The following is an 18,786-nucleotide window of genomic DNA, read 5'->3' as shown; positions in this document are numbered from 1 at the left end:
CTCACTCCGTGACCGTGAACTCGATGGTCTCGGTGTTGACGCGGCCGTTGCGGTCCGTGCTGGTGACCTTGGCGGTGTGCTGGCCGACCGCCAGGTCGGTGGGGAGCGCGAGCCGCCACAGGTGCATCGTGCTCTCGGCTGGGTTGCCGCCGTGGACCAGCTGCTCCTGGACGGCGACCGGGTCGGACCACTCCGCGCCCGTGTTCTTCGCCTCGCCCCTCATCTGCTGGGTGCGCTGAGCAGGCCGGGCGGCGCCACCGTCGACGGAGACGGTCACCCGGGTGCCCGTGGAGCCCAGGTAGACGTTGGCGGTGAGGTAGGTCTGCCCGACGAGATCGGCCCGGGAAACGCGGGTCGGGTCCGCGAACACCGGTGCGGGGCGGTTGGTGCGGTGGGCGACGAACCACTCCCGGTAGCGGGGCGAGTTGACGCCCACTGCCATCTGGACCGAGTCATCCTCACCGGTGATGTTGAACCGCTCGGTGTGCCCGCGGGGGCCGGACTGGAAGGTCAGGACGCCGGGTCGGGCGCCGTCCTTCTGGATGGAGGTCGGGAACCCGTCGTCGGTCACCCGACCGGAGTACCAGTCACCGGCGATCGCGCCGGCGGTGATGTGGTCGAACGGAAGCGCGCCCACTCCCCAGGTCTGCGTCCAGCCGGCCGTCGAGTCACCCTTGCGCATCACCTCGGTGGTGTGGCTGTGGCCGGCGAACGAGACCGCGTCGCGTCCGGCGACGATCGCGTGAACCTCCTTGACCTCCTTGACCTGGTGGCGGGTCTGGGCTTGGTCGTGGAAGTTGAGGAGCGGGATGTGTGATGCGAGCACCACGGTCTTGTGCCTCGGCACCCGCGCCAGGTCGCGACGCAGCCACTGGAGCTGCTGCTCCCCCAGGCCCCCGAAGTAGGACTGACCCTGGCGGTACTGCACCGAGTTCAACGCCACGACGTGGAGCTTGCCGACGTCGTAGGAGTAGTAGTCCGGACCGAACGCCGCCCGGTAGGTATCGAACCGGTGCTCGCCGGTCGGGTCGTCGTAGTCGAGGTCGTGGTTGCCGGGCAGGAAGCGCGCCGGTCCGTTGAGCATGCTCGAAAGCTCGCGGGTCTGGGGATAGAGGGACAGGTCGTCTCCCACGATGTCGCCCAGGAACAGCGCGCCGCAGCCGGTGTAGTCGCTGCGTGCGGCCAGGTCGGCGAACGCGCCGGAGCGGGCGTACCCGACCTCCGCCTGGTTGTAGGTCTGGACGTCGCCGCCCATGATGCAGCTCTGCCACGGCGACCAGGTCGCGAGGCTGCGCGCCATCGGGAAGTTCACCTGGTCCGGCAGCTCGCCGGTGGGCGCGATACCGCCGTACCGCAGTGCCGGGGAGCCCTGCGGCAGGTGGATGTAGGAGAACTGCGCGACGTTCGCCTCGTCCACCGGCACCTGGTAGCCGGCCGGTTGGGTGACGAACACGTTCATGTTGTCGTACGCCGGGAGGCGGTAGCGGCCCCCGCGGTCGGTGGTCACCACGTCCCGGCCGTTGGAGACCGTCACGCGGCTGATGCCGCGCTCGCCACGGTCCTGCCGGGAGTTCTTGTTGCGGTCGTTGAAGACCACCCCGTCGAGGGTGCGCTGGTCCTCGTCGGGACCGGCGACGACCTGGATCCGGCCGCGGTACGCCGTGGCCGCCCAGTCCTGATGCGAGCCTCCGGGGCGCGCGGTGGTGTGGTCCGGGGCGGCGAGTACGGCGGTCGGCGTGATCACCGCCGCGACGGACAGGGCGAGCGCCCCTGCGCCGATGGCGGCGAGGGCCCGAGAACGCTGCTGTGGCATGGCTTCCTTCTCTCTCGTGTCGTGCGGCCCCTGACTGGGCCACACCTCCACGCTGATGGCTGAAGGTGAACCCGCGGTGGCGACCAGTGCGCCCTTCGGCGACGACTCGCGGTCGCCCGCTTGAATGAGCATCACAACTTTTCGGCCCGCGGTGGCGTCTCACTCGTTGACCTGGGTACGGCACCCCTCATCTGTCCAAGGAGCACCCATGCGAAGTCCAACCATCACCGTGATCGGTCTCGCGCTCGCGTTGTCGGTGGTCGCGCCCGTCTGCCCCGCGGGGGCAGCACCGCAGGCCGATGAGCCCGCCGCGACCTGCGACGGCAAGGTGGCCAGCATCGTCGTCCCGGAGGTCGCGGGCCGGGCCCCCAGGGTGGTCGGGACGCCCGGCGACGACGTGATCGTCGGAACCGAGGGGACAGACCGGATCGACGGCGCCGGCGGCAACGACACGATCTGCGGACTGGCGGGGGACGACGAGATCATCGGCGGGCCGGGGGACGACCGACTCTTCGGCGGAGACGACCTCTATAGCGACGACTACTGGGGGGACCTGATCCAGCCGGGCCCCGGCGACGACTACGTCGACCTGGGCGCGGACACCGGCCCTGCGGGTCTCGACCCCAGTGAGTGGGTCTACGCCGACAAGGTCTCCTACGCCGACGCCCCCGGTCCCGTCACCGTCGACCTGGCTGCGCTTACCGCCACCGGAGACGGCACCGACACCTTCGCCCCGACACCCGCCGACAAGTACACCGGAATCATCGGGTCTCCCTACGACGACGTCCTCATCGGAGGCCCCGCGCCTGACCAGATCCTCGGCGGCGGCGGGGACGACGTCATCACCGGCGGTCCCGGCGACGACGAGCTGGACGGCGACGCCACCCGCGACCGGTCGCGCGGGAGCAAGCCGGTGTCGGGCGACGACGTGGTCAGCGGTGGCCCCGGCGACGACGTGGTCTCCGGCGGCTACGGCACGGACCGGCTCAGCGGCGAGGACGGCGACGACTCCGTCATCGGCCTGCCGAAGGCGATCGACACCAAGCTCCTGGGTGGCCCGGGCGACGACCTGCTCGCCACGGTCGCCGGGACGGTGGCGCGAGGCGGGTCCGGCGACGACCTCCTGCGCGTCGAGGTCGAGCGGAACTGGCCGGACCAGCGCGCTCGGACCCTCAAAGGCGGCGGGGGCAGGGACCGGGTGGAGTTCGAAAACTATGGCGGTCCCCGCCGCGGCTACGACATGGTGATCCAGGTGCCGAAGCGATTCATCGAGCAGCGCGGCGCTCGCGTCGCGCGACTGTCGGGGGTCGAGGAGTTCGTGTTCGACGGCAACGCCGCCCCCGGCATGGTCACCTTCCAAGGGGGTGGCAAGCCCGAGCTGTTCCAGGTGCGGCACGGGCGCGGCTTCCGGGTGCGAGCCTTCGGCGGTGGCGGGAAGGACGTCCTGATCGGCGGCGAGCGAGCCGACCTCCTCGTCGGCGGCCCCGGACGCGACCGTCTCAACGGTGACAGGGGCCGGGACCGCTGCCTGACCGGCGAGCAGCTCAGCTCTTGCGAGCGGCGCCGCTGACCCGACGTTCACATGGGGGCAAGCGGGACTGTCCAGTCCCACCTGCCCCCATGCGTGCAGCGCTAGGCGATCGTCAGCGAGTGACCCGCACGGTGACCTTTCTGGTCGCCTTGCGGGTCGACTCGTTACCGCTGTAGGCGACCTTCACCTGCTTCCTGCCGGGTTTGGAGTACTTCGGCAGGACGACCGTGAAGCGTCCCTTGACGAGTTTGCCGGTGAAGCTGCGCTTACCGCCAGGGGCCACGGTGACGGTGCCCTTGGCCAGCCCTGACGGCGTACTCACGATAACCACGAACTTCGCCCTCTGGCCGATCTTGACCTTGCCGTTGAGCTTGACGACGGAGATGGCCGGGGTCGCCTTGGTCTCCTTCGGCGGGACCGGCACCGACGGGGTCGGCACCGCAGGTGTCGGCGTCGGGGTCGGCGTGGGCGTGGGCGTCGGTGTCGGGGTCGCCGGCACCTCGGGCGCGGGCTCGCCTCCCACCAGGCTCGCGACCTTGACCGAGGATGTGAACGCCGCGGCGTTGCGAGCGGAGTCCTTGGCGAGGGCCAGCACGGTGACAGTGTTCGTCGGTCCGGTGTCACCGGGGTACTGGTAGCGATCCATCACGGTGACCGCTTGGTAGGTCCCGGGCACGTCCAACTCGGTGAGCGTCATCTCGTCGCCGTTGACGGTGAGCCACACGCTGTCGGCGGGGACGTCAGCGTCGGTGGTGACGGTCACCACCATGCGCGGCGTGTTCCCGGCCCAGTCGACCTTCTGTACGTCCACGTCGAGCCCGGGCGCCGTCACGTCGGCCCGGTTCTCGGGTCGCTGCGCGGCGTCTGTTGTCACCGTGACGACATCTTGCGGCAACGCGGGCGTCCGCGGCGCCGGCTGCCGGTTCTTCGTGGCCTGCTCGTAGTCGTAGGCGACGGAGAGCAGGTCGTTGTCGGTGTACGGCATACCGACGAAGGTCGCGTTCATCGGCATGTCGATGTCCGACAGCAGCCCCATCGGCACCGAGACGCTCGGCAGGCCGAAGACACGCATGACGTGATCAGTCGCCGATCGTCCGACGCCGTAGGCGTGCGCAGCGGTGTTCGAGGCGACATTGACGTCGGCGTTCGCCTTCCCGATGTCAGCCACCGACGGGAACGCGAGAAGGTCCAGGTCGTTCTTGACCAACCAGGAGTCGAAGTCCTCCTCGCGGGTCCGGTCCCAGCCCTTGACCGTCTCGGCCAAACCCTCGACGGCGAACAGGTCCTTCGGCATCCGGGTCTTGATCGCCTCGATGCGAGTGGCGTACGACCTCGTCGTCGAGTCCGGGTTCGCAGGAAGGCGGCTCGGGTACGGGAAGACGGTGGCCGGATCGACGTTCGCCCACGACGGGTAGTTGCTGTCCTGGTTGGACTTCAGGAACTTCTCCATCCAGAAGGATGAGTAGTCGCCGGTCTCCAGGGTGCGCCATGCCGCGGGCACATAGCCTCGGGTGTACATGCTCTTGGCACCCGGTCGATCCTCGAAGTAGTTCTCGACGAGCGGGAAGTCCACCTCGATGACCTCGGCCCCCTGGGCGCGGAGGTCGCGGGCGGTGCGCTCCCAGAGCTCGATCACGGACGCGCGGGTCGCGATCGGGGTCGTGGAGACGGTGTCCTTGTTGATGTACATCCGGGGGACGCCGATCCGCTTGCCCGCGAGGGCGCTGGTGTCCTTGAGGTCGAGGTACGACTCCGGACGGACGTCCTCGATGTCGGGGAGGTCGACGAAGGGCTGGGTGAGCCAGAAGTCACCGTCGGGCGCTGCGTCTTCCTGAGCCAGGACGTCCAAGACCGTCAGGGTGTCCTCGACGGTGCGCGTGTGCGGGACGACGACGTCGCGGGTCGGCCACAACGGTGCGTTGCCTCGGATGGAGATCAGTCCGCGAGAGGGGGTGTAGGCGATCAAGCCGTTGTTCGAGGCCGGCGAGCGACCGGATGACACCGTCTCCTCACCCATCCCGAACGCCGCGAAGTTGGCAGCCGTCGAGGTCCCCGAGCCGTTCGAGGATCCCGAGCCCCAGGCGGCCGTCAGGAAGCGCGAGTTGTACGGGCTCTCGGCACGGCCGTACACACCGCGCTGCATGCCCCCGTTGGCGATCGGCGGCATGTTCGTCTTGCCGATCAGGAGTCCACCCGACTCGCGGATCATCTTCACGGAGAAGGCGTCCTCGTTGGCCACCAGGTTCTTGAACGCCGGCGACCCCGAGGCCACGGTCAGGCCCTTGACCTTGTAGCTGTCCTTCACCGTGAACGGAATCCCGTGTAGCGGGCCCAGGATCGTGCCCTCGGCCCGGAGCTGGTCCATCCGAGCCGCCTCGGCGAGCAGGGCCTCGTTCTGCACCACCACCGAGTTCAGGGTGATGCCGCCGTGGTCGTAGGCGGCGATGCGGTTCAGGTACATCGCGGTGAGCTCGACGCTGGTCAACGTGCCGGACTCCAGTGCCGCGGTGATCTCGGCGAGGGTCGCCTCGTTGACATCGAACGAGCCGGCCGCCGCGACCTGGACCGGTACGTCGGTTGCCCCGGTCGCCGGGGTGCCCGCGAGGAGGGCGACCCCCAGGCTGGCGGCTGCTCCGGTCGCCAGGAGCCTGCGCTGCACCCGCCCCCCGGTGCGGACCTTGGGACGTGTCCCTTGTCGAGACGCGCTTCGTACTTTCTTCACAGGCTCTCCTTGGTCGAGGTGCAACGAGAACCGGGCACGTCTCACACGCGCCGGGCCTGCCGAAAGACGGCATACCCAACCTGGGGGACGCGCCTACCGGACTCGTGTCACCTTGATTTCCAGCGCGTGAACGCACGGCCGCGCAGGTAAACAGACTCCGACCAGCGCCCGCTGGACCTCTAGCCTGCTCCCGCGCCGACCTCTACCTTCGTGACATGACTCTTCGACTCGGCATGGTCAACTTCGACTCCCGCGACCCCGCGCCGCTGGCGCGCTGGTGGGCCGATCAGGTCGGCGGCGAGGTCGCCGACCCGTACGACGGCAGCTTCCTGCTGGTCACCGGCGGCCCGATCACGATGGCCTTCCAGCAGGTCGGTGACCCGACGCCGGGCAAGAACAAGGTCCACCTCGACCTCACGGCCGACGACCTCGACGGCGAGGTGGAGCGGCTGGTCAACGCCGGCGCGACGCTCGTCGGGCGCCGCGGCGACGACTCCTTCCGGTGGGTCACCCTCACGGACCCCGACGGCAACGAGTTCTGCGTGGCCGCCCAGGCCGAGGCGGACGCTGCCCCCTTGACCTGAGCAAGCCTGCCCAGACCTACCGGACTTAGCCGGAAGCAACGGTCAGCGCGGCTTGGCCGCCTTGGAGATCGAGCTGGCTGCGCTCCAGCCGACCGCGCTCTTCGCCCGAACGGCGAACTTGTAGGTCCCGGCCTTCAGCTTGAGCTCCAGCTTCCGCTTGCTCGCCGTCACGGTCTTGCGGCTCGCGACGACCGGCTTGCCGTTCTTCAGCTTGTAGACGGTCACCTCGTAGGTGGTGACCGTGCTGGATCCCGCCGAGGCCGGTGCGGACCATGCCACGGTGACCGTCTTCGCGCCGCCCTTGCCGCCCGGCTTGACCGCGGTGACCCGAGGTGCCGACAGCGCCTTGGGCACGGCCGAGGTGGGGACGGGCTGAGTCGGGACGGGCTGGGGTTCGCTCGACGGCCCCGGGGTGGGCGGAGCCGGCGGCGTGGTCGGGAAGTCGGTCGGAGCGGGCGTCGGCTCGGGCGTCGGCGTCGGCTCCGGTGTCGGCTCCGGAGTGGGCTCGGGGTCGGTCCCAGGGACCACCGGCTCCGGCACGGTCACCGCACACACGACCGGCGGACCGGTGTGGCCGTTGCGCAGGTTCGCGGTCACCTCGATCTCCCACTCGCCCGGGGTGACGGGCCGTTGGGAGACGCCGAGCATGAAGTAGGGCAGGCCGGACTCCCAGACGGTCCACCCGGTCTCAGGCAACCGCCGGGCACGCACGGTCCAGTAGTTGACGTTGTCCCCCAACCACTCCCACTCCCAGGTGAGCTGGCCGTTGGCGACCGTGTACTCCGTGGGGCAGGTGATCGCGGTGGTGTCGAAGCTGGCGATCGCCATCGCCGGCATGAACGCCGGCCCGCCGGGGTTAACCGGCGTGACCGTCACGTAGTGGTTGCCAATGCTCAGGCCGGTCAGGTCGATGAACGGCTCCTCGCTGGCGTCGGCGGTCAGGGCGACGGTGGTGCGGTCGCCACAGAGGTCCGTCCCGCGGGTCGCGCCGTCGCCGAAGATGACGTCACCGGGCTGGTGGATCTCACCGATCACGTCGACGCACACGTCGTACCAGAGGATCGGGTCGTGGACCGGGTCGGCAGGCACCACCGGGTCCCAGGTGACGCGCAGCGAGCCGGAGGCCTTGTCCAGCACCTTGCCCTTGATGCTCCTGGAGTTGACCGGGCCGGGGTCGGGAGAGATCGGAGGCATCTCGAAGAACGTGTCGCTGACGTTGCCTGGGCGCGAGTTGACGCTCTCCGGACCCCAGAGGTTGGAGGCGGTCAGCAGCAGGTGCTTGGGACCGGTCTTCACCCCGGTGAAGGTGTACGACGTGGTGCCGGGTGGCAGGGTGACCGCGACCGGCTTTCCGTCCACCCCGTGGGTCAGGGTGAGGTAGAGGCGCTGGATCGGCTCGCCCCCGTCGAACGGCGTCTCCCAGGTCGCGGTTACCGTTCGGGCGTCCCGGTCGGTGGTGACGTCCGGGGTGATCCGTGCCGGCGGACCCTTCAGCAGCGCCTCGAAGTCGTACGCCGCGCCGGCCCCGTTGGCGTTCACTGCCACGATCCGGTAGGTGGCCTTCTCCCCGGCGACCGGGTTGAAGCAGGTGGAGACGCTGTCGTTCCCGCCGGTGGAGCGGAACTCGAACAGCTTGCCCCACCGTCCCTCGCCCTCCTGCTGGAGCTCGTACCTCGTCACCGGCGTGCCGCCGTTGCTGGCCGGGGCGCGCCAGCCCACCCGGATGCCGCGGACGGCCCGGCCATCGCCGAAGTTGCAGGTCACGCCGTCGGTCACGACCTCGACGCTGGTGACCTGGCTCGGGACCGTGGTGGCGTTCCAGGTCGCGGTCGCGGCCGCACCGGAGCCGATGGCGTTGACGGCACGCACCTCGACGGTGACGTTGCCGGCCGCCGCACCGACGAAGGTGTGGCTGGTGACGCCGGTGGCCACGTCGACGGCGCCCTGGCCGTTGAGGGTCAGCCGATATCCGGTCAGCGCCGACCCGCCGTCGTTGCTCGGCGCGGTCCAGGTGGCGACCAGGTCGGCACCCGAGGGAGTGAGCGTCAGTCCGGCCGGCCGGGCGGGTGGCACCTGCGGGGTGCTGCACCCCTGGACCTGGAGCCGGTAGGCACCCATGCTGCCGTAGGCCAGGAAGTCCATGTCCCCGTCGGCGCTGGTCAGGCCCTCGCCGCCGCGGACCTCGAGCAGCCACGGACCGCCCTCGGGGATGTCCAGGGAGGCGTCCAGGCCGGCGGCGCTGGAGGAGAGGTAGGAGACGCCGGCGCCGTACCAGGGCTGCTGGTCCAGGGTGGCGACCTTGGTGAGCAGCGGGTTGGCGGTCTTGACCGGAGAACCACTGTTGCCGCTGGGCCTGGCGAGCGTGAGGCTGACGTCGAGGTTCGCGGGGAAGCCGGCCGTGACTACGGCAGCCCGGGCACCGGTGGTGCACTGGTCGACCAGGTAGACGTCGCGGTCGTAGGAGCCACCGACGTAGGCGGTGCGGTCGGTGAGGCGCAGCGGGGACGACCAGCCGTCGCCGCCCTCGTCGGTCCGGTAGCCGGAGATCGCCCCGATGATCGCGACGTCGTTCTCGGAGTTGGTGGCGCCGTTGTAGAAGCCGTTCGACCACTGGCTGACCGGCGCGTGGGCCGCGGCGCCCATGATCGGCGCCCAGGTCCCCTGCCCGGTGTAGTACTCGTCCCAGTCGGTTTCGTTGCGGGCGAAGCCGTCGTGGCGGAGGTTGAAGGTGTGGCCCACCTCGTGGGAGGCGGCCTCGGCGATCGCCTTCGGCGACTGCGCGTTGAGCTCGGCGAAGACCCACGCCGGCTCGACGACGCTGGCGAGCCGGTCGATCTGTCCCATCCACGCGACCCCGCCGCAGTCGCTGTTGCACAGGGACGCGGCGGCCTGGGCGCTGTCGGTGACCACCAGGCGGGTCCCGAACTCGGTGTCGCCAGGGGCGTTGACCCGCAGCGCGTCGTCGCCGGGGTCGGCGGTGGTGACGTCCACGTCGAACGGCGCGTAGTCCTCGGCCACGCGCGCCCAGATCTCCTGGATCGCGGTGCGCTCGGCGGCCGAGAAGACAGGGCCGTCGTTCATCGGGTCCCAGCCCGGGTGGGCCCCGACGGGGAGCCCCCCCTGGGTGGACCACGAGCTGGCGGCGGGGACGTCCACCCCGTCGAAGTCGAGGTAGATCACGTGCCGCGAGCCGGGCAGGCTGTGCAGCGAGAGCGTCTGGTCCAGCGGCGCCACGCGGGCCGCGACGTCGCTGGTGAAGGTCCCGCCAGCGTGCGCCTCCTCCTTGACGAACATCTGGCCGGACGGCGCCACCCAGAGGGTGGAGTCGTTGCGCAGCGTGGTGCGGAGCCGGGCCGCGCTCATGTCGTGGGCCTTCGCGACCTCGGGCAGGTCGTCGCCGAGCCGGCGTACTGCCGCGGCGCCGTTCGCGGGGTTCTTCAGCGAGGTCGCGGGAAGCAGCTGCGCCTTGACCGGGTCGACGGGCTCGGTGCCCTCCGGTGCCGTCGTGGCCACCGGCGACTCCCCTGACTCGGCGCCCGCCTCGGCGCGGGGCGCGGCGACAGCCGCCGCCGCCGGCGAGGCCTCGGCGGGCTCGCCGAGGGGCAACGACGGAGTGGCGGCGAGCAGGAGGCCGGTCAGGCCCAGAGCGGTCACGCGGAGAGAAAGCACCGGCTCAGGCTAGGTAGGCGCCGGCGCCCAGGCGGCCGAATGCGGAAAGTCTGGCCGCCTGGACGCGAGCCGCCTCAGTGCGTGGCCGGGACCGCCGGCTCCGACGCGACCGGGGCGTCCCCGGTCTTGGCGCCCCCGATGAGCAGGAACGCGGCCACCGCGCCGAGCACCATCACCCAGGCGGCGGCGAACAGGGTGTCGCCGTACGCACCGGCCAGGGCGGGCAGCTGGTCCACGCCCTGAGCCAGGGAGTCGGCCATCGAGGAGGTGTAGATGGCGGTGAAGACCGCCACCGCGATGGAGCCCCCCACGTGCAGCGAGGCGTTGGCGAGCGCCGAGGCGACCCCGGCGTCGTGCGGGTCGACCCCGGCCAGGGCCAGGTTCTGCACCGGCACCAGGATCAGGGAGAACCCGAGCCCCATCCCGACCATGCCCGGCAGCACCTCGGTCCAGTAGCTGCCGCCCGCGCTGATCCCGCTGACGTAGAACAGGCCGGCCGCGACCAGCAGCGGTCCGACGGTGAGCACCACGCGGGGCCCGAAGGTGGTGAAGAGGTTCGTCGAGATGGGGGCGGTCGCCATGATCACGACCGTCATCGCGACGCTCGCGAAGCCGGCGACGACCGGGCTCATGCCGAGCACGATCTGGAAGTGGAACGTCAGGTAGAGCAGCGCCCCGACCATCACCACGCCCACGCAGGCCTGGAGCAGGAACGCGGCGCCGCGCACCCGGCTCGTGACTACGCGCAGCGGGAGCAGCGGGTGGGAGCACCGGCCCTGCCACCACAGGAAGGCGGCCATCAGGATCACGCCGGCGGCCAGGAAGCCGATGGTGTCCGCCGCGCCCCATCCGTGCTCGGCCCGCGCGAAGCCGTAGATCAGGGAACCCAGCGACAGCGCCACCAGGACGGCCCCGACGAGGTCGTAGCGCTTGTCACCGTGCGCCCGGCTCTCGACCAGCAGGAACCGGCCGGCGACCAGGGCGACGAGCACGAAGAACACGTTGACCAGCAGGCACCAGCGCCAGTCGGCGTACTGGGTGAGCACCCCGCCGAGCAGGAAGCCGAAGGCGGCCCCGGTGCCGGCGACGATGCCGAACACCGCGAAGGCCACGTTGCGCTCGCGGCCGCTGGGGAACAGCACCGTGATCATCGCCAGCGCGGCGGGAGCCACCAGGGCTGCGAAGGCGCCCTGCAGGCCGCGTGCCGCGATGAGCTCGGTGCCCGACTGGGCCAGGCCGCCCCAGACCGAGGCGGCGCCGAAGCCGACCATGCCGACCATGAAGGTGCGCTTGCGGCCCCAGTAGTCGGCGATCCGGCCGCCGAGCAGGAGCAGCGCGGAGAACGCCACGGCGTACGCCGTCACCACCCACTGGCGCTGCCCGTCGGCCAGGCCGAGGTCGGCCTGGGCGGCAGGCAGGGCGATCGCGACGATGGTCCCGTCCAGGACCACCATGAGCTGGGCCAGCCCGAGGACGCAGAGCGCCCACCAGCGAGTGGGAGAGAGGGGAACGGGGGCAGACATGCGGGACTCCAGGTTTCCGAGGGGGAATCTGAAGGTTTCCAGCCTCGGACCGACGGCGCGGAGCGCACGTTGCCTCACCCGGTTCGTCCCGGGTCAGGGAGCAAAACTAACCCGGATGACTCTCAGTTCGTTCGTGCAGGGCCGTGTGAGGTTCCCGACTCCAGCCACGCGTGCACCAGCGAGGCTCCCATGAACCGATGCTAGGGCTCAGCCGGTGAGCTCGTGCACGTAGCACCAGCGCCAGGACTCCCCCGGCTGCGCCGACTCCATCACCGGGTGCTGGGTCTCGTGGAAGTGCGCCGTCGCGTGCCGACCGACCGAGGAGTCACAGCAGCCGACGCGCCCGCACGTCAGGCACTGCCGCAGCGACACCCAGCGGGTGCCCTCGGCCAGGCAGGTCTCGCAGGCGGGGTCCGGAATGGTGTCGACCGCGGGGTGCTTCTGCAGGTCCACGCACTCCTCGGGGGCCGAGATCCCGGTCACCGCGCTGCGCACCTTCTCGCGCACCGAGCTGCCGGCGTCGAGCATCGACTCCTCGATGTCGAGCATCCCGAGCACCTGCCTGACCACCTCCGACGGCACGTGCCCACCGCTGCGGACCTCGAGCACCCGGGCCCGTTCGGCGTCGATCATCTCGCGCCGGATCCGGGCGTAGAGCTCGGACGGTGTCTCCTCGTCCACGGTGGTGTCCAGCTGCTCCCAGGCCGAGAAGGTGCGCTGGTCCACCCTGGCCCGGATCCGCGCGTCCACCCCGTGGTGGTCCTCGTAGTCCAGCTCGTCGAGCCGGGCCAGACCCGCGTTGGCGGCCTGCTGGAGCAGGGCGGCCCGGGCCAGCGCGTCCTCCGCGACGTCCGGCGGCGGGACGTTCAGGACGCGGGTGAGCCAGGGCAGGGTCAGCCCCTGGAGGAACAGGGTGCCGGCCACCACGGAGAACGCGACCAGCAGCATCACCTCTCGGTGCGGCGCGTCCTCGGGGATGATGAACGCCGCCGCGAGCGTCACCACGCCCCGCATCCCGGCCCAGCCGATCAGGAACGTCCAGCTCGTCGGCAGCGGGTCACTGCGACGGAACACCGCCGTGACGTGCATGTAGACCAGCCGCACCACGATGACGGTGACCAGGGTGGCCAGGCACACCACCGCGATCCGGGTGTTGGACAGCGTCGACTCACGCACCTCGGCCAGGATCCAATCGAGCTGGAGCCCGATCAGCAGGAAGACGGTGTTCTCCAGCACGAAGGCGACCGTGCGCCAGGTGATCCGCTCGGTGATCCGGGACTGGGCGGTCTGGATGATGTCGGCCTTGTGCCCGAGCAGCAGCCCAGCCACCACCACCGAGATCACCCCGGAGGCGTGCACCTCCTCGGCGGCGACGAACGCCGCGAACGGGGTCAGGAACGAGATGGCGGTGTCCATCAGCGGGTCGGTGATGCGCCTGCGCAGCCGCGCGACGAGGAGGAACACCACCACCCCGATCAGCACCCCGCCGCCGGCCGCGACGACGAAGTCGATCCCGACGTCCATCAGCACCACACCGCCGGCGAGCGCGGCGACCGCGGTGCGCAGGGTGACCAGGGCGGTGGCGTCGTTGAACAGCGACTCGCCCTCGAGGATCGTGACCACCCGCCGCGGCAGGCCGATGCGCCGGGCCACGGCGGTCGCGGCGACCGCGTCCGGTGGCGCGACGACCGCCCCGATGGCGATGGCCGCCGCCCAGCCCCAGTCGGGCACCAGCAGGTGGGTGACGACCGCGACGGCCGCGGTGGTGACCAGCACCAGGAACACCGAGAGCCGCAGGATGGTCCCGCGGTTGGCGTTGAAGTCCACCAGCGAGGTCTGGATGGCCGCGGTGTAGAGCAGCGGCGGCAGCAGGCCGAGCAGCACCACCTCGGACTCCAGGTGGATCGTGGGCACGGCCGGGACGAACGCCAGGCCCGCGCCGACCGCGATCAGCAGCAGCGGCGCCGGGAGGTGCAGGCGTTCGCTGACCGTCGTACCCAGCAGCACGACGGCGGCCATCGACACCAGCAGGACCGCAAGCTCCACTTGTGAATCGTCGCACGCCCCACCCACGTCCGAGGAGGACCGACCGCCTGGGGGTGGGTGCTGGGTGCCGCCGTGTGCCACGATCGCCCCGCCCGCAGCCCGAGAAGGAGTCCTACCGTGTCCGACACCGCCGCTCCGCCGGCACGATCCAGCGGCCGCTCGCTGCGCCGGGTGCTCGGCACCGTCCTGGTCCTCGTCGTCGTCCTAGGAGCCGGGGCGTACGTCGGCACCCGCGCGATGGAGATCCCCGCGCCGACGCAGCTGGCCCGGATCGCGCTCAGCGAGCCCTCGCGCCAGGGCGACCTCTTCCCGGCGCACACCGTCGGGGCGTCCACCCGGCCCGTCACCTTCCCGGCCGGCGACGGCGACCTGCCCGCCGACGTGCCGTGGAAGGGCGACCGGATCGCGCTGGAGGAGTTCTTGGAGACCACCAGCAGCAAGGCCCTCGTCGTCCTCCAGGACGGCAAGCTGGTCGAGGAGTGGTACGCCGACGGGATCGACGCCAGCACCCGGATGAGCTCCTGGTCGGTGGCGAAGTCGGTGATCTCCCTGCTCATCGGGCAGGCGATCGACCGTGGCGAGCTCAGCGAGGACGACAGGCTGGTCGACCTCGTGCCGGAGCTGAAGTCCGGCAACGAGTACGACGGCATCACCGTGCGGGATCTGCTGGACATGACGGCCGGGGTGGACGTCACGGAGAACTACAAGGCGTACTGGCCCTTCATCGGGACCGCGCGGATGCTGCTCACCAAGGACATGCCCGGCTTCCTCGACGACAACCGCAAGGTGGAGTTCACCCCGGGATCCGAAGGCGCCTACCGCAGCGTCAACACCCAGCTCCTGGGGATGATCCTGATGAAGATCGAGGGCAAGCCGCTCGCTGACGTGCTCTCGCAGCGACTCTGGGGCCCGATGGGCGCGCAGAGCTCCGCCACCTGGAACCTCGACACCGCCGACGGGGTGGAGAAGGCGTTCTGCTGTCTGAACGCGACCGCCCTGGACTTCGCCCGCCTCGGCCAGCTCGTCCTCGACGACGGACAGGTCGCCGGGCGGGAGGTCGTCCCCGCGGAGTGGATCGACCGGATCGCCACGCCCGCCGAGCATCCGGTGGGCGAGTGGGACTACTCCGCGCAGTGGTGGCACCCCTCGGGCGGCATCGGCCCGGACTACACCGCGCTCGGGGTCTACGGCCAGTTCGTCTACGTCAACCCGACGACCCGCACGGTCGTGGTCAAGCTCAGCGACCACGGCACGCAGCAGGACGAGGCGGAGACCCTCGACGTCCTGCGCACCCTCGCCGGGCAGGACCCGACCCGGCCCTGAACCGATCTTCTTCGCCATGCCGTACTTCGTGCTGCTGCTGCTGATCTGGCCCTCGCCGAAGGGCAATCTGGTCGGTCTCACCATGGCCGGTCTGGCGCTCGCCTCCGTGGTGGGGGCCATCGTGGTCGCCCTCACCAAGGGACCCGGCCCTGGTGCGCCGTACGCCGCGGGGCCTTTACAGATAACGTCCGAAAGGAGACCATGTCTGTCATGGTTTTGCGGGCAAGGAGCGACCTCGTGGGCGTCGAAGAGGCAGCACGCCTCCTCGGGGTCTCCGCGCGCCACGTCGCACGCTTGGGAGACCAAGGAGCCATCCACTTCGTAGGTCGTGGAGTCGTCGAACGCGCCTCAGTCACCGAATACCTGAGCGAACGCAAGTTCTCACCAGAGCGAGCCTGGAGCACGGAGACAGCCTGGGCAGCCGTGGCCCTGCTCTCTGGACTACGAGTCGACTGGATCGGCCAGACCCAGCTCTCCCGACTGCGGAGCCGGCTGCGGCACATGGCCATGGACGACCACGGCTCCCACGAACTCATCGGACGAGCGCGGAACCGGGCCGACGTGCGCACCTACGAGTCGTACGACTTCCTAGCTCCCACCATCAAGAAGAACCTCATCGTTGCCAGCCGCCAGAGGCTGGACCTGGCCAGGAGCAGTAGGGACGAGCTCGACGGATACATCGACGTCACAACAGCTGATCGGCTCGAGAAGCGTCTCGGCCTGCGCCGCGACTCCCGCGGAAGTCTGATCCTGCGAGTGACTACGTTCGACACCAACGTCATCGAGCGCATCGCAACCGAGGGCAACGGCGCCCTGGCAGCACTCGATATCGCTGCATCCCAAGATGCCCGCGCACACGGCGTTGGCTCGCGGGCACTCCACGACTACCTCGAAGAGTTCGCACGCGACCGACGCGCCCTAAGCAGCCCGCAACATGACCCCTGAGCAAGACACCCCACTCGACCGCCCCACATTCTCTGTCACGGCGCCTGCCGGCGGATGGCTATACCCGTGGCCCAACGTCGCTGAGCTCGCTCGCGTGCTGCCGACTCATCAGTGGACCCTCATCGGCGGGCTCATGACGCAACTGCATGCAATCCATCGCGGCGTCGACGCGGTTCGACCGACCAGCGACGTCGACATCGTCCTGCACATCGAAACGACCCGGGGCATGCCGAAAGCAACGGCCAATGCCTTGGCGAAGATCGGCTACACGCTCAAGGAAAACATCGACCCCCGCAACAACGTCGCCCACCGGTTCACCCGTGGAACGACCCACATCGACGTCGTTGTCGCCGACCATCCGGCGCCCAGCGTCGAGGAGCGGATGCGCAGCCGGGACATGGTCAAGATCGAAGGTGGAACTCAGGCGCTGCGCCGAACGGCGAACTACCTGCTCGAGATCGTTCCGGGCGAGAGGGTCACCATCTCCGTCCCGCGCCCGTTCGGCGCGACCATCCTCAAAGCAGCCGCGTACAAGACCGAAGCCGAACGCGAAGGATTCACCGGCAGCGACCGATCCCGCCTACTCACGCTGGAACGCGAGCTTGTCGACGAGCACGTCGCCTGGCAGCTCATGCCGGAGGCCGATGCTCGCCGCGGACAGGCCGTCCTTCGGCTTCTGGCGGCGCCCGACTGAGGGCCAGTGCCGCGAGCCAAGGGGATCACGTTGCGGCCGCAGGTCGGGTCAGTCCAGCGGGGTGTCGACCCAGCCGACGAACCGGCTGCCGATGCCCAGGATCTCCTCACGCTGAGCGCCTGGGAGCGGAGGCGGCAGGTCGGAGGGATCGTGGTGGTCGCAACTGACGTAGGTGAACGCCGGCCACCACTTCTTCGGCCGGGCCTTCTCGGTGAACCCGCAGACGCTGCACACCAGATCGATCCAAACGGGCTTCTTGCCGGTTCGGTTGGCCCGGGACTGGACCAGCCACGGCGGTGGGCTGTCCTCGATCTCACGCAGCTGGGCTTCGGTGAGCTTCGTGGGCAGTCCGTGCCGGGTGGCCATCTCCAAGGGGATGTCCAAGCGTTGGGCAGCGTCGCGGCGGGTGATCATCGCCTTCAAGGATAGGTCCGGTGGGACCTAGTGCCGGTCGCCGGTGAACGCCTGGCTCCGGGGCACCGGGCCGACGTCGCTGTGCCGGCCGGGCACCTTGGCGGCGTGCACCTGGCCGGGTCCCGGTCCGTCGCGGCGGGCCAGCAGGTCCGCGACCAGCCCGGTCGTGAACCCGTAGACGGTCTTGTGCAGCACGTCGACCACGAGCTCGGAGCGCGGCCACGTCTGCGGCGGCGCCCCCACTCCGGTGGCGTTCTCCAGGATCTGGTCGTTGGTCAGCCGGACCACGGTGAACTGCGCCGAGGCCAGGGGGCCCCGCAGCCCGACGTGGGCCATCACGGAGCGCAGCACTCCCAGGGCGATGCCCTGGCCGAAGTGCATCGCCAGGTTGAGCGAGCGGGATTGCTGACTGGTTTGCTCCGGCAGCCCGGCGAGCCGCTCCAGCACCCGCGCCGGGACGTAGGAGTCGGGCCGACCGGTGAGCCGCTGCTCGAACTTCTCCCCCGCCGTCATCACCGCGACCCCGGCCGCGCCGGCCAGCAGTCCCTGCCAGATCACCTTGAGCGCCATGAACCCGACGTACCCGGCGACGGACCGCCGCACTCGCCGGGCTGAGGAGTCGCAGGAGAAGCTTGCTCGACATATGTCGGTGCACCTTGTAATGCTGCGCACCACAGCGACAAGGGATGGGAAGCGCGTGAAGAGATTGCTGAGGTGGCTGGCGACAGGAGTGCTCCTGGTCTTGGTCGCAGTGGGAGTCGTCGTGGCCCTGGACCGGTTTACGGACCTCTCGATCCTGGGCACGGAGTCTGAGTCGCGGGACAGCCAGGTCATCAACTCGGTGACCCGGGAACAAGAGGTCGTGCTGCTGAGTCTGGGGATTCAGGGCATCAACGAGAAGAAGGACAACGGGACGATCGGTGGGCTGGACATCCCGTTCTCCGAGCGGGTCTCCTTCCTGGAGTACGGGTTCGATGCGAAGCTCGGAATCGACGGGCAGGACGTGAAGATCGAGCAGTCCGGCGAGGACGAGTACGTCGTCACCATTCCGGAGTTCGAGTTCCTGGGGCATGACAACGAGAGCTTTCGCGTCGTCGTCGAAGACGAGGGCTCCCTGAGCTGGACGACTCCGGAGATCGACACGGCGCAGGTCATCACCGAGATCCTCAACGACGAGGCTCAGCAGGAGTACGTCGACCGCAACCTGGAGATCTTGCGGGATCAGGCGCAGGTCTTCTACACGGGCATCATCAAGGGGATCGACCCCGACCTCACCGTGACCTTCGAGTTCCCGACGTGACACATGGCGGCCCACAGGCGGGGGTAAGACACAGCCGGAAGCGAACTGATCGCGGCAGGAGCGTGCGTGGGTTACAGATCGTGAATCTCGCCCAGCAGTGCTGCTGGTTGCCCGCGCCACAGGTCGCGGCCCCACTGGGGTGTCTTACGCGACTGCTCGTCGGTCGTCGGCGTCAGAGAGTAGCGCGCGTCCTTCTGGTCGCCACGTGGGTGCGCCACGTAG

General features: G+C 69.8%; 13 protein-coding genes. 6 read left to right on the top strand and 7 right to left on the bottom strand.

The genetic code is table 11. The annotated features are described in order from the left end of the window. Position 1: 1 nt before the first annotated feature. On the bottom strand, positions 2-1,813 hold the full coding sequence (locus C5H89_RS18390; RefSeq protein WP_104108417.1) for a calcineurin-like phosphoesterase family protein: 1,812 nt from the start codon (positions 1,811-1,813) through the stop codon (positions 2-4). A gap of 208 nt (positions 1,814-2,021) precedes the next feature. Between C5H89_RS18390 and C5H89_RS18385 the strand changes: the two genes are divergently transcribed. Next, entirely contained in the window at positions 2,022-3,383 is a 1,362-nt protein-coding gene (locus tag C5H89_RS18385; RefSeq protein WP_162799471.1) for a calcium-binding protein, read from the top strand. A gap of 73 nt (positions 3,384-3,456) precedes the next feature. On the opposite strand, the gene C5H89_RS18380 is transcribed toward C5H89_RS18385, so the two are convergent. Further along, a complete protein-coding gene (locus C5H89_RS18380) occupies positions 3,457-6,003 on the bottom strand; it encodes an amidase (protein WP_162799470.1) in 2,547 nt (848 codons plus the stop codon). A gap of 278 nt (positions 6,004-6,281) precedes the next feature. On the opposite strand from C5H89_RS18380, the gene C5H89_RS18375 reads away from it, so the two are divergent. Then, on the top strand, positions 6,282-6,650 hold the full coding sequence (locus C5H89_RS18375; RefSeq protein WP_104108414.1) for a VOC family protein: 369 nt from the start codon (positions 6,282-6,284) through the stop codon (positions 6,648-6,650). A gap of 42 nt (positions 6,651-6,692) precedes the next feature. On the opposite strand, the gene C5H89_RS18370 is transcribed toward C5H89_RS18375, so the two are convergent. From C5H89_RS18370 to C5H89_RS18360, 3 genes are all read right to left on the bottom strand, one after another. Continuing rightward, positions 6,693-10,319 carry a fibronectin type III domain-containing protein gene (locus C5H89_RS18370; RefSeq protein WP_162799469.1) on the bottom strand — a complete coding sequence of 1,209 codons (3,627 nt, stop codon included), beginning with the start codon at positions 10,317-10,319 and terminating at the stop codon, positions 6,693-6,695. Positions 10,320-10,393: 74 nt separating this feature from the next. Continuing rightward, the gene (locus tag C5H89_RS18365; RefSeq protein WP_104108412.1) at positions 10,394-11,842 is read right to left on the bottom strand and encodes an MFS transporter; all 1,449 of its coding nucleotides are present in this window, start codon (positions 11,840-11,842) and stop codon (positions 10,394-10,396) included. Positions 11,843-12,049: 207 nt separating this feature from the next. After that, a complete protein-coding gene (locus C5H89_RS18360; RefSeq protein WP_104108411.1) occupies positions 12,050-13,888 on the bottom strand; it encodes a Na+/H+ antiporter in 1,839 nt (612 codons plus the stop codon). 117 nt (positions 13,889-14,005) lie between these two features. Between C5H89_RS18360 and C5H89_RS18355 the strand changes: the two genes are divergently transcribed. From C5H89_RS18355 to C5H89_RS18345, 3 genes are all read left to right on the top strand, one after another. Continuing rightward, on the top strand, positions 14,006-15,211 hold the full coding sequence (locus C5H89_RS18355) for a serine hydrolase (RefSeq protein WP_205305127.1): 1,206 nt from the start codon (positions 14,006-14,008) through the stop codon (positions 15,209-15,211). 237 nt (positions 15,212-15,448) lie between these two features. Beyond that, complete coding sequence (locus C5H89_RS18350) at positions 15,449-16,156, top strand: helix-turn-helix domain-containing protein (protein ID WP_162799468.1); 708 nt, start codon at positions 15,449-15,451, stop codon at positions 16,154-16,156. Between the two features lie 133 nt (positions 16,157-16,289). Further along, entirely contained in the window at positions 16,290-16,850 is a 561-nt protein-coding gene (locus tag C5H89_RS18345; protein WP_240181947.1) for a hypothetical protein, read from the top strand. A 48-nt stretch (positions 16,851-16,898) separates the two neighbouring features. Here C5H89_RS18345 and C5H89_RS18340 read toward each other — a convergent pair whose 3' ends face one another. Then, on the bottom strand, positions 16,899-17,264 hold the full coding sequence (locus tag C5H89_RS18340) for a hypothetical protein (protein WP_104108408.1): 366 nt from the start codon (positions 17,262-17,264) through the stop codon (positions 16,899-16,901). Between the two features lie 27 nt (positions 17,265-17,291). Then, on the bottom strand, positions 17,292-17,834 hold the full coding sequence (locus tag C5H89_RS18335; protein ID WP_104108440.1) for a hypothetical protein: 543 nt from the start codon (positions 17,832-17,834) through the stop codon (positions 17,292-17,294). Between the two features lie 127 nt (positions 17,835-17,961). Here C5H89_RS18335 and C5H89_RS18330 point away from each other — a divergent pair, with 127 nt between their 5' ends. Continuing rightward, complete coding sequence (locus tag C5H89_RS18330) at positions 17,962-18,564, top strand: DUF4230 domain-containing protein (protein WP_162799467.1); 603 nt, start codon at positions 17,962-17,964, stop codon at positions 18,562-18,564. Positions 18,565-18,786: the final 222 nt, after the last annotated feature.

The organism is Nocardioides sp. 616 (assembly GCF_002930065.1).
GTDB classification, from domain to species: Bacteria; Actinomycetota; Actinomycetes; order Propionibacteriales; family Nocardioidaceae; genus Nocardioides; species Nocardioides houyundeii.
The sequence above is the reverse complement of the archived record's forward strand: the minus strand, read 5'-3'. Positions and strand labels throughout refer to the sequence as shown.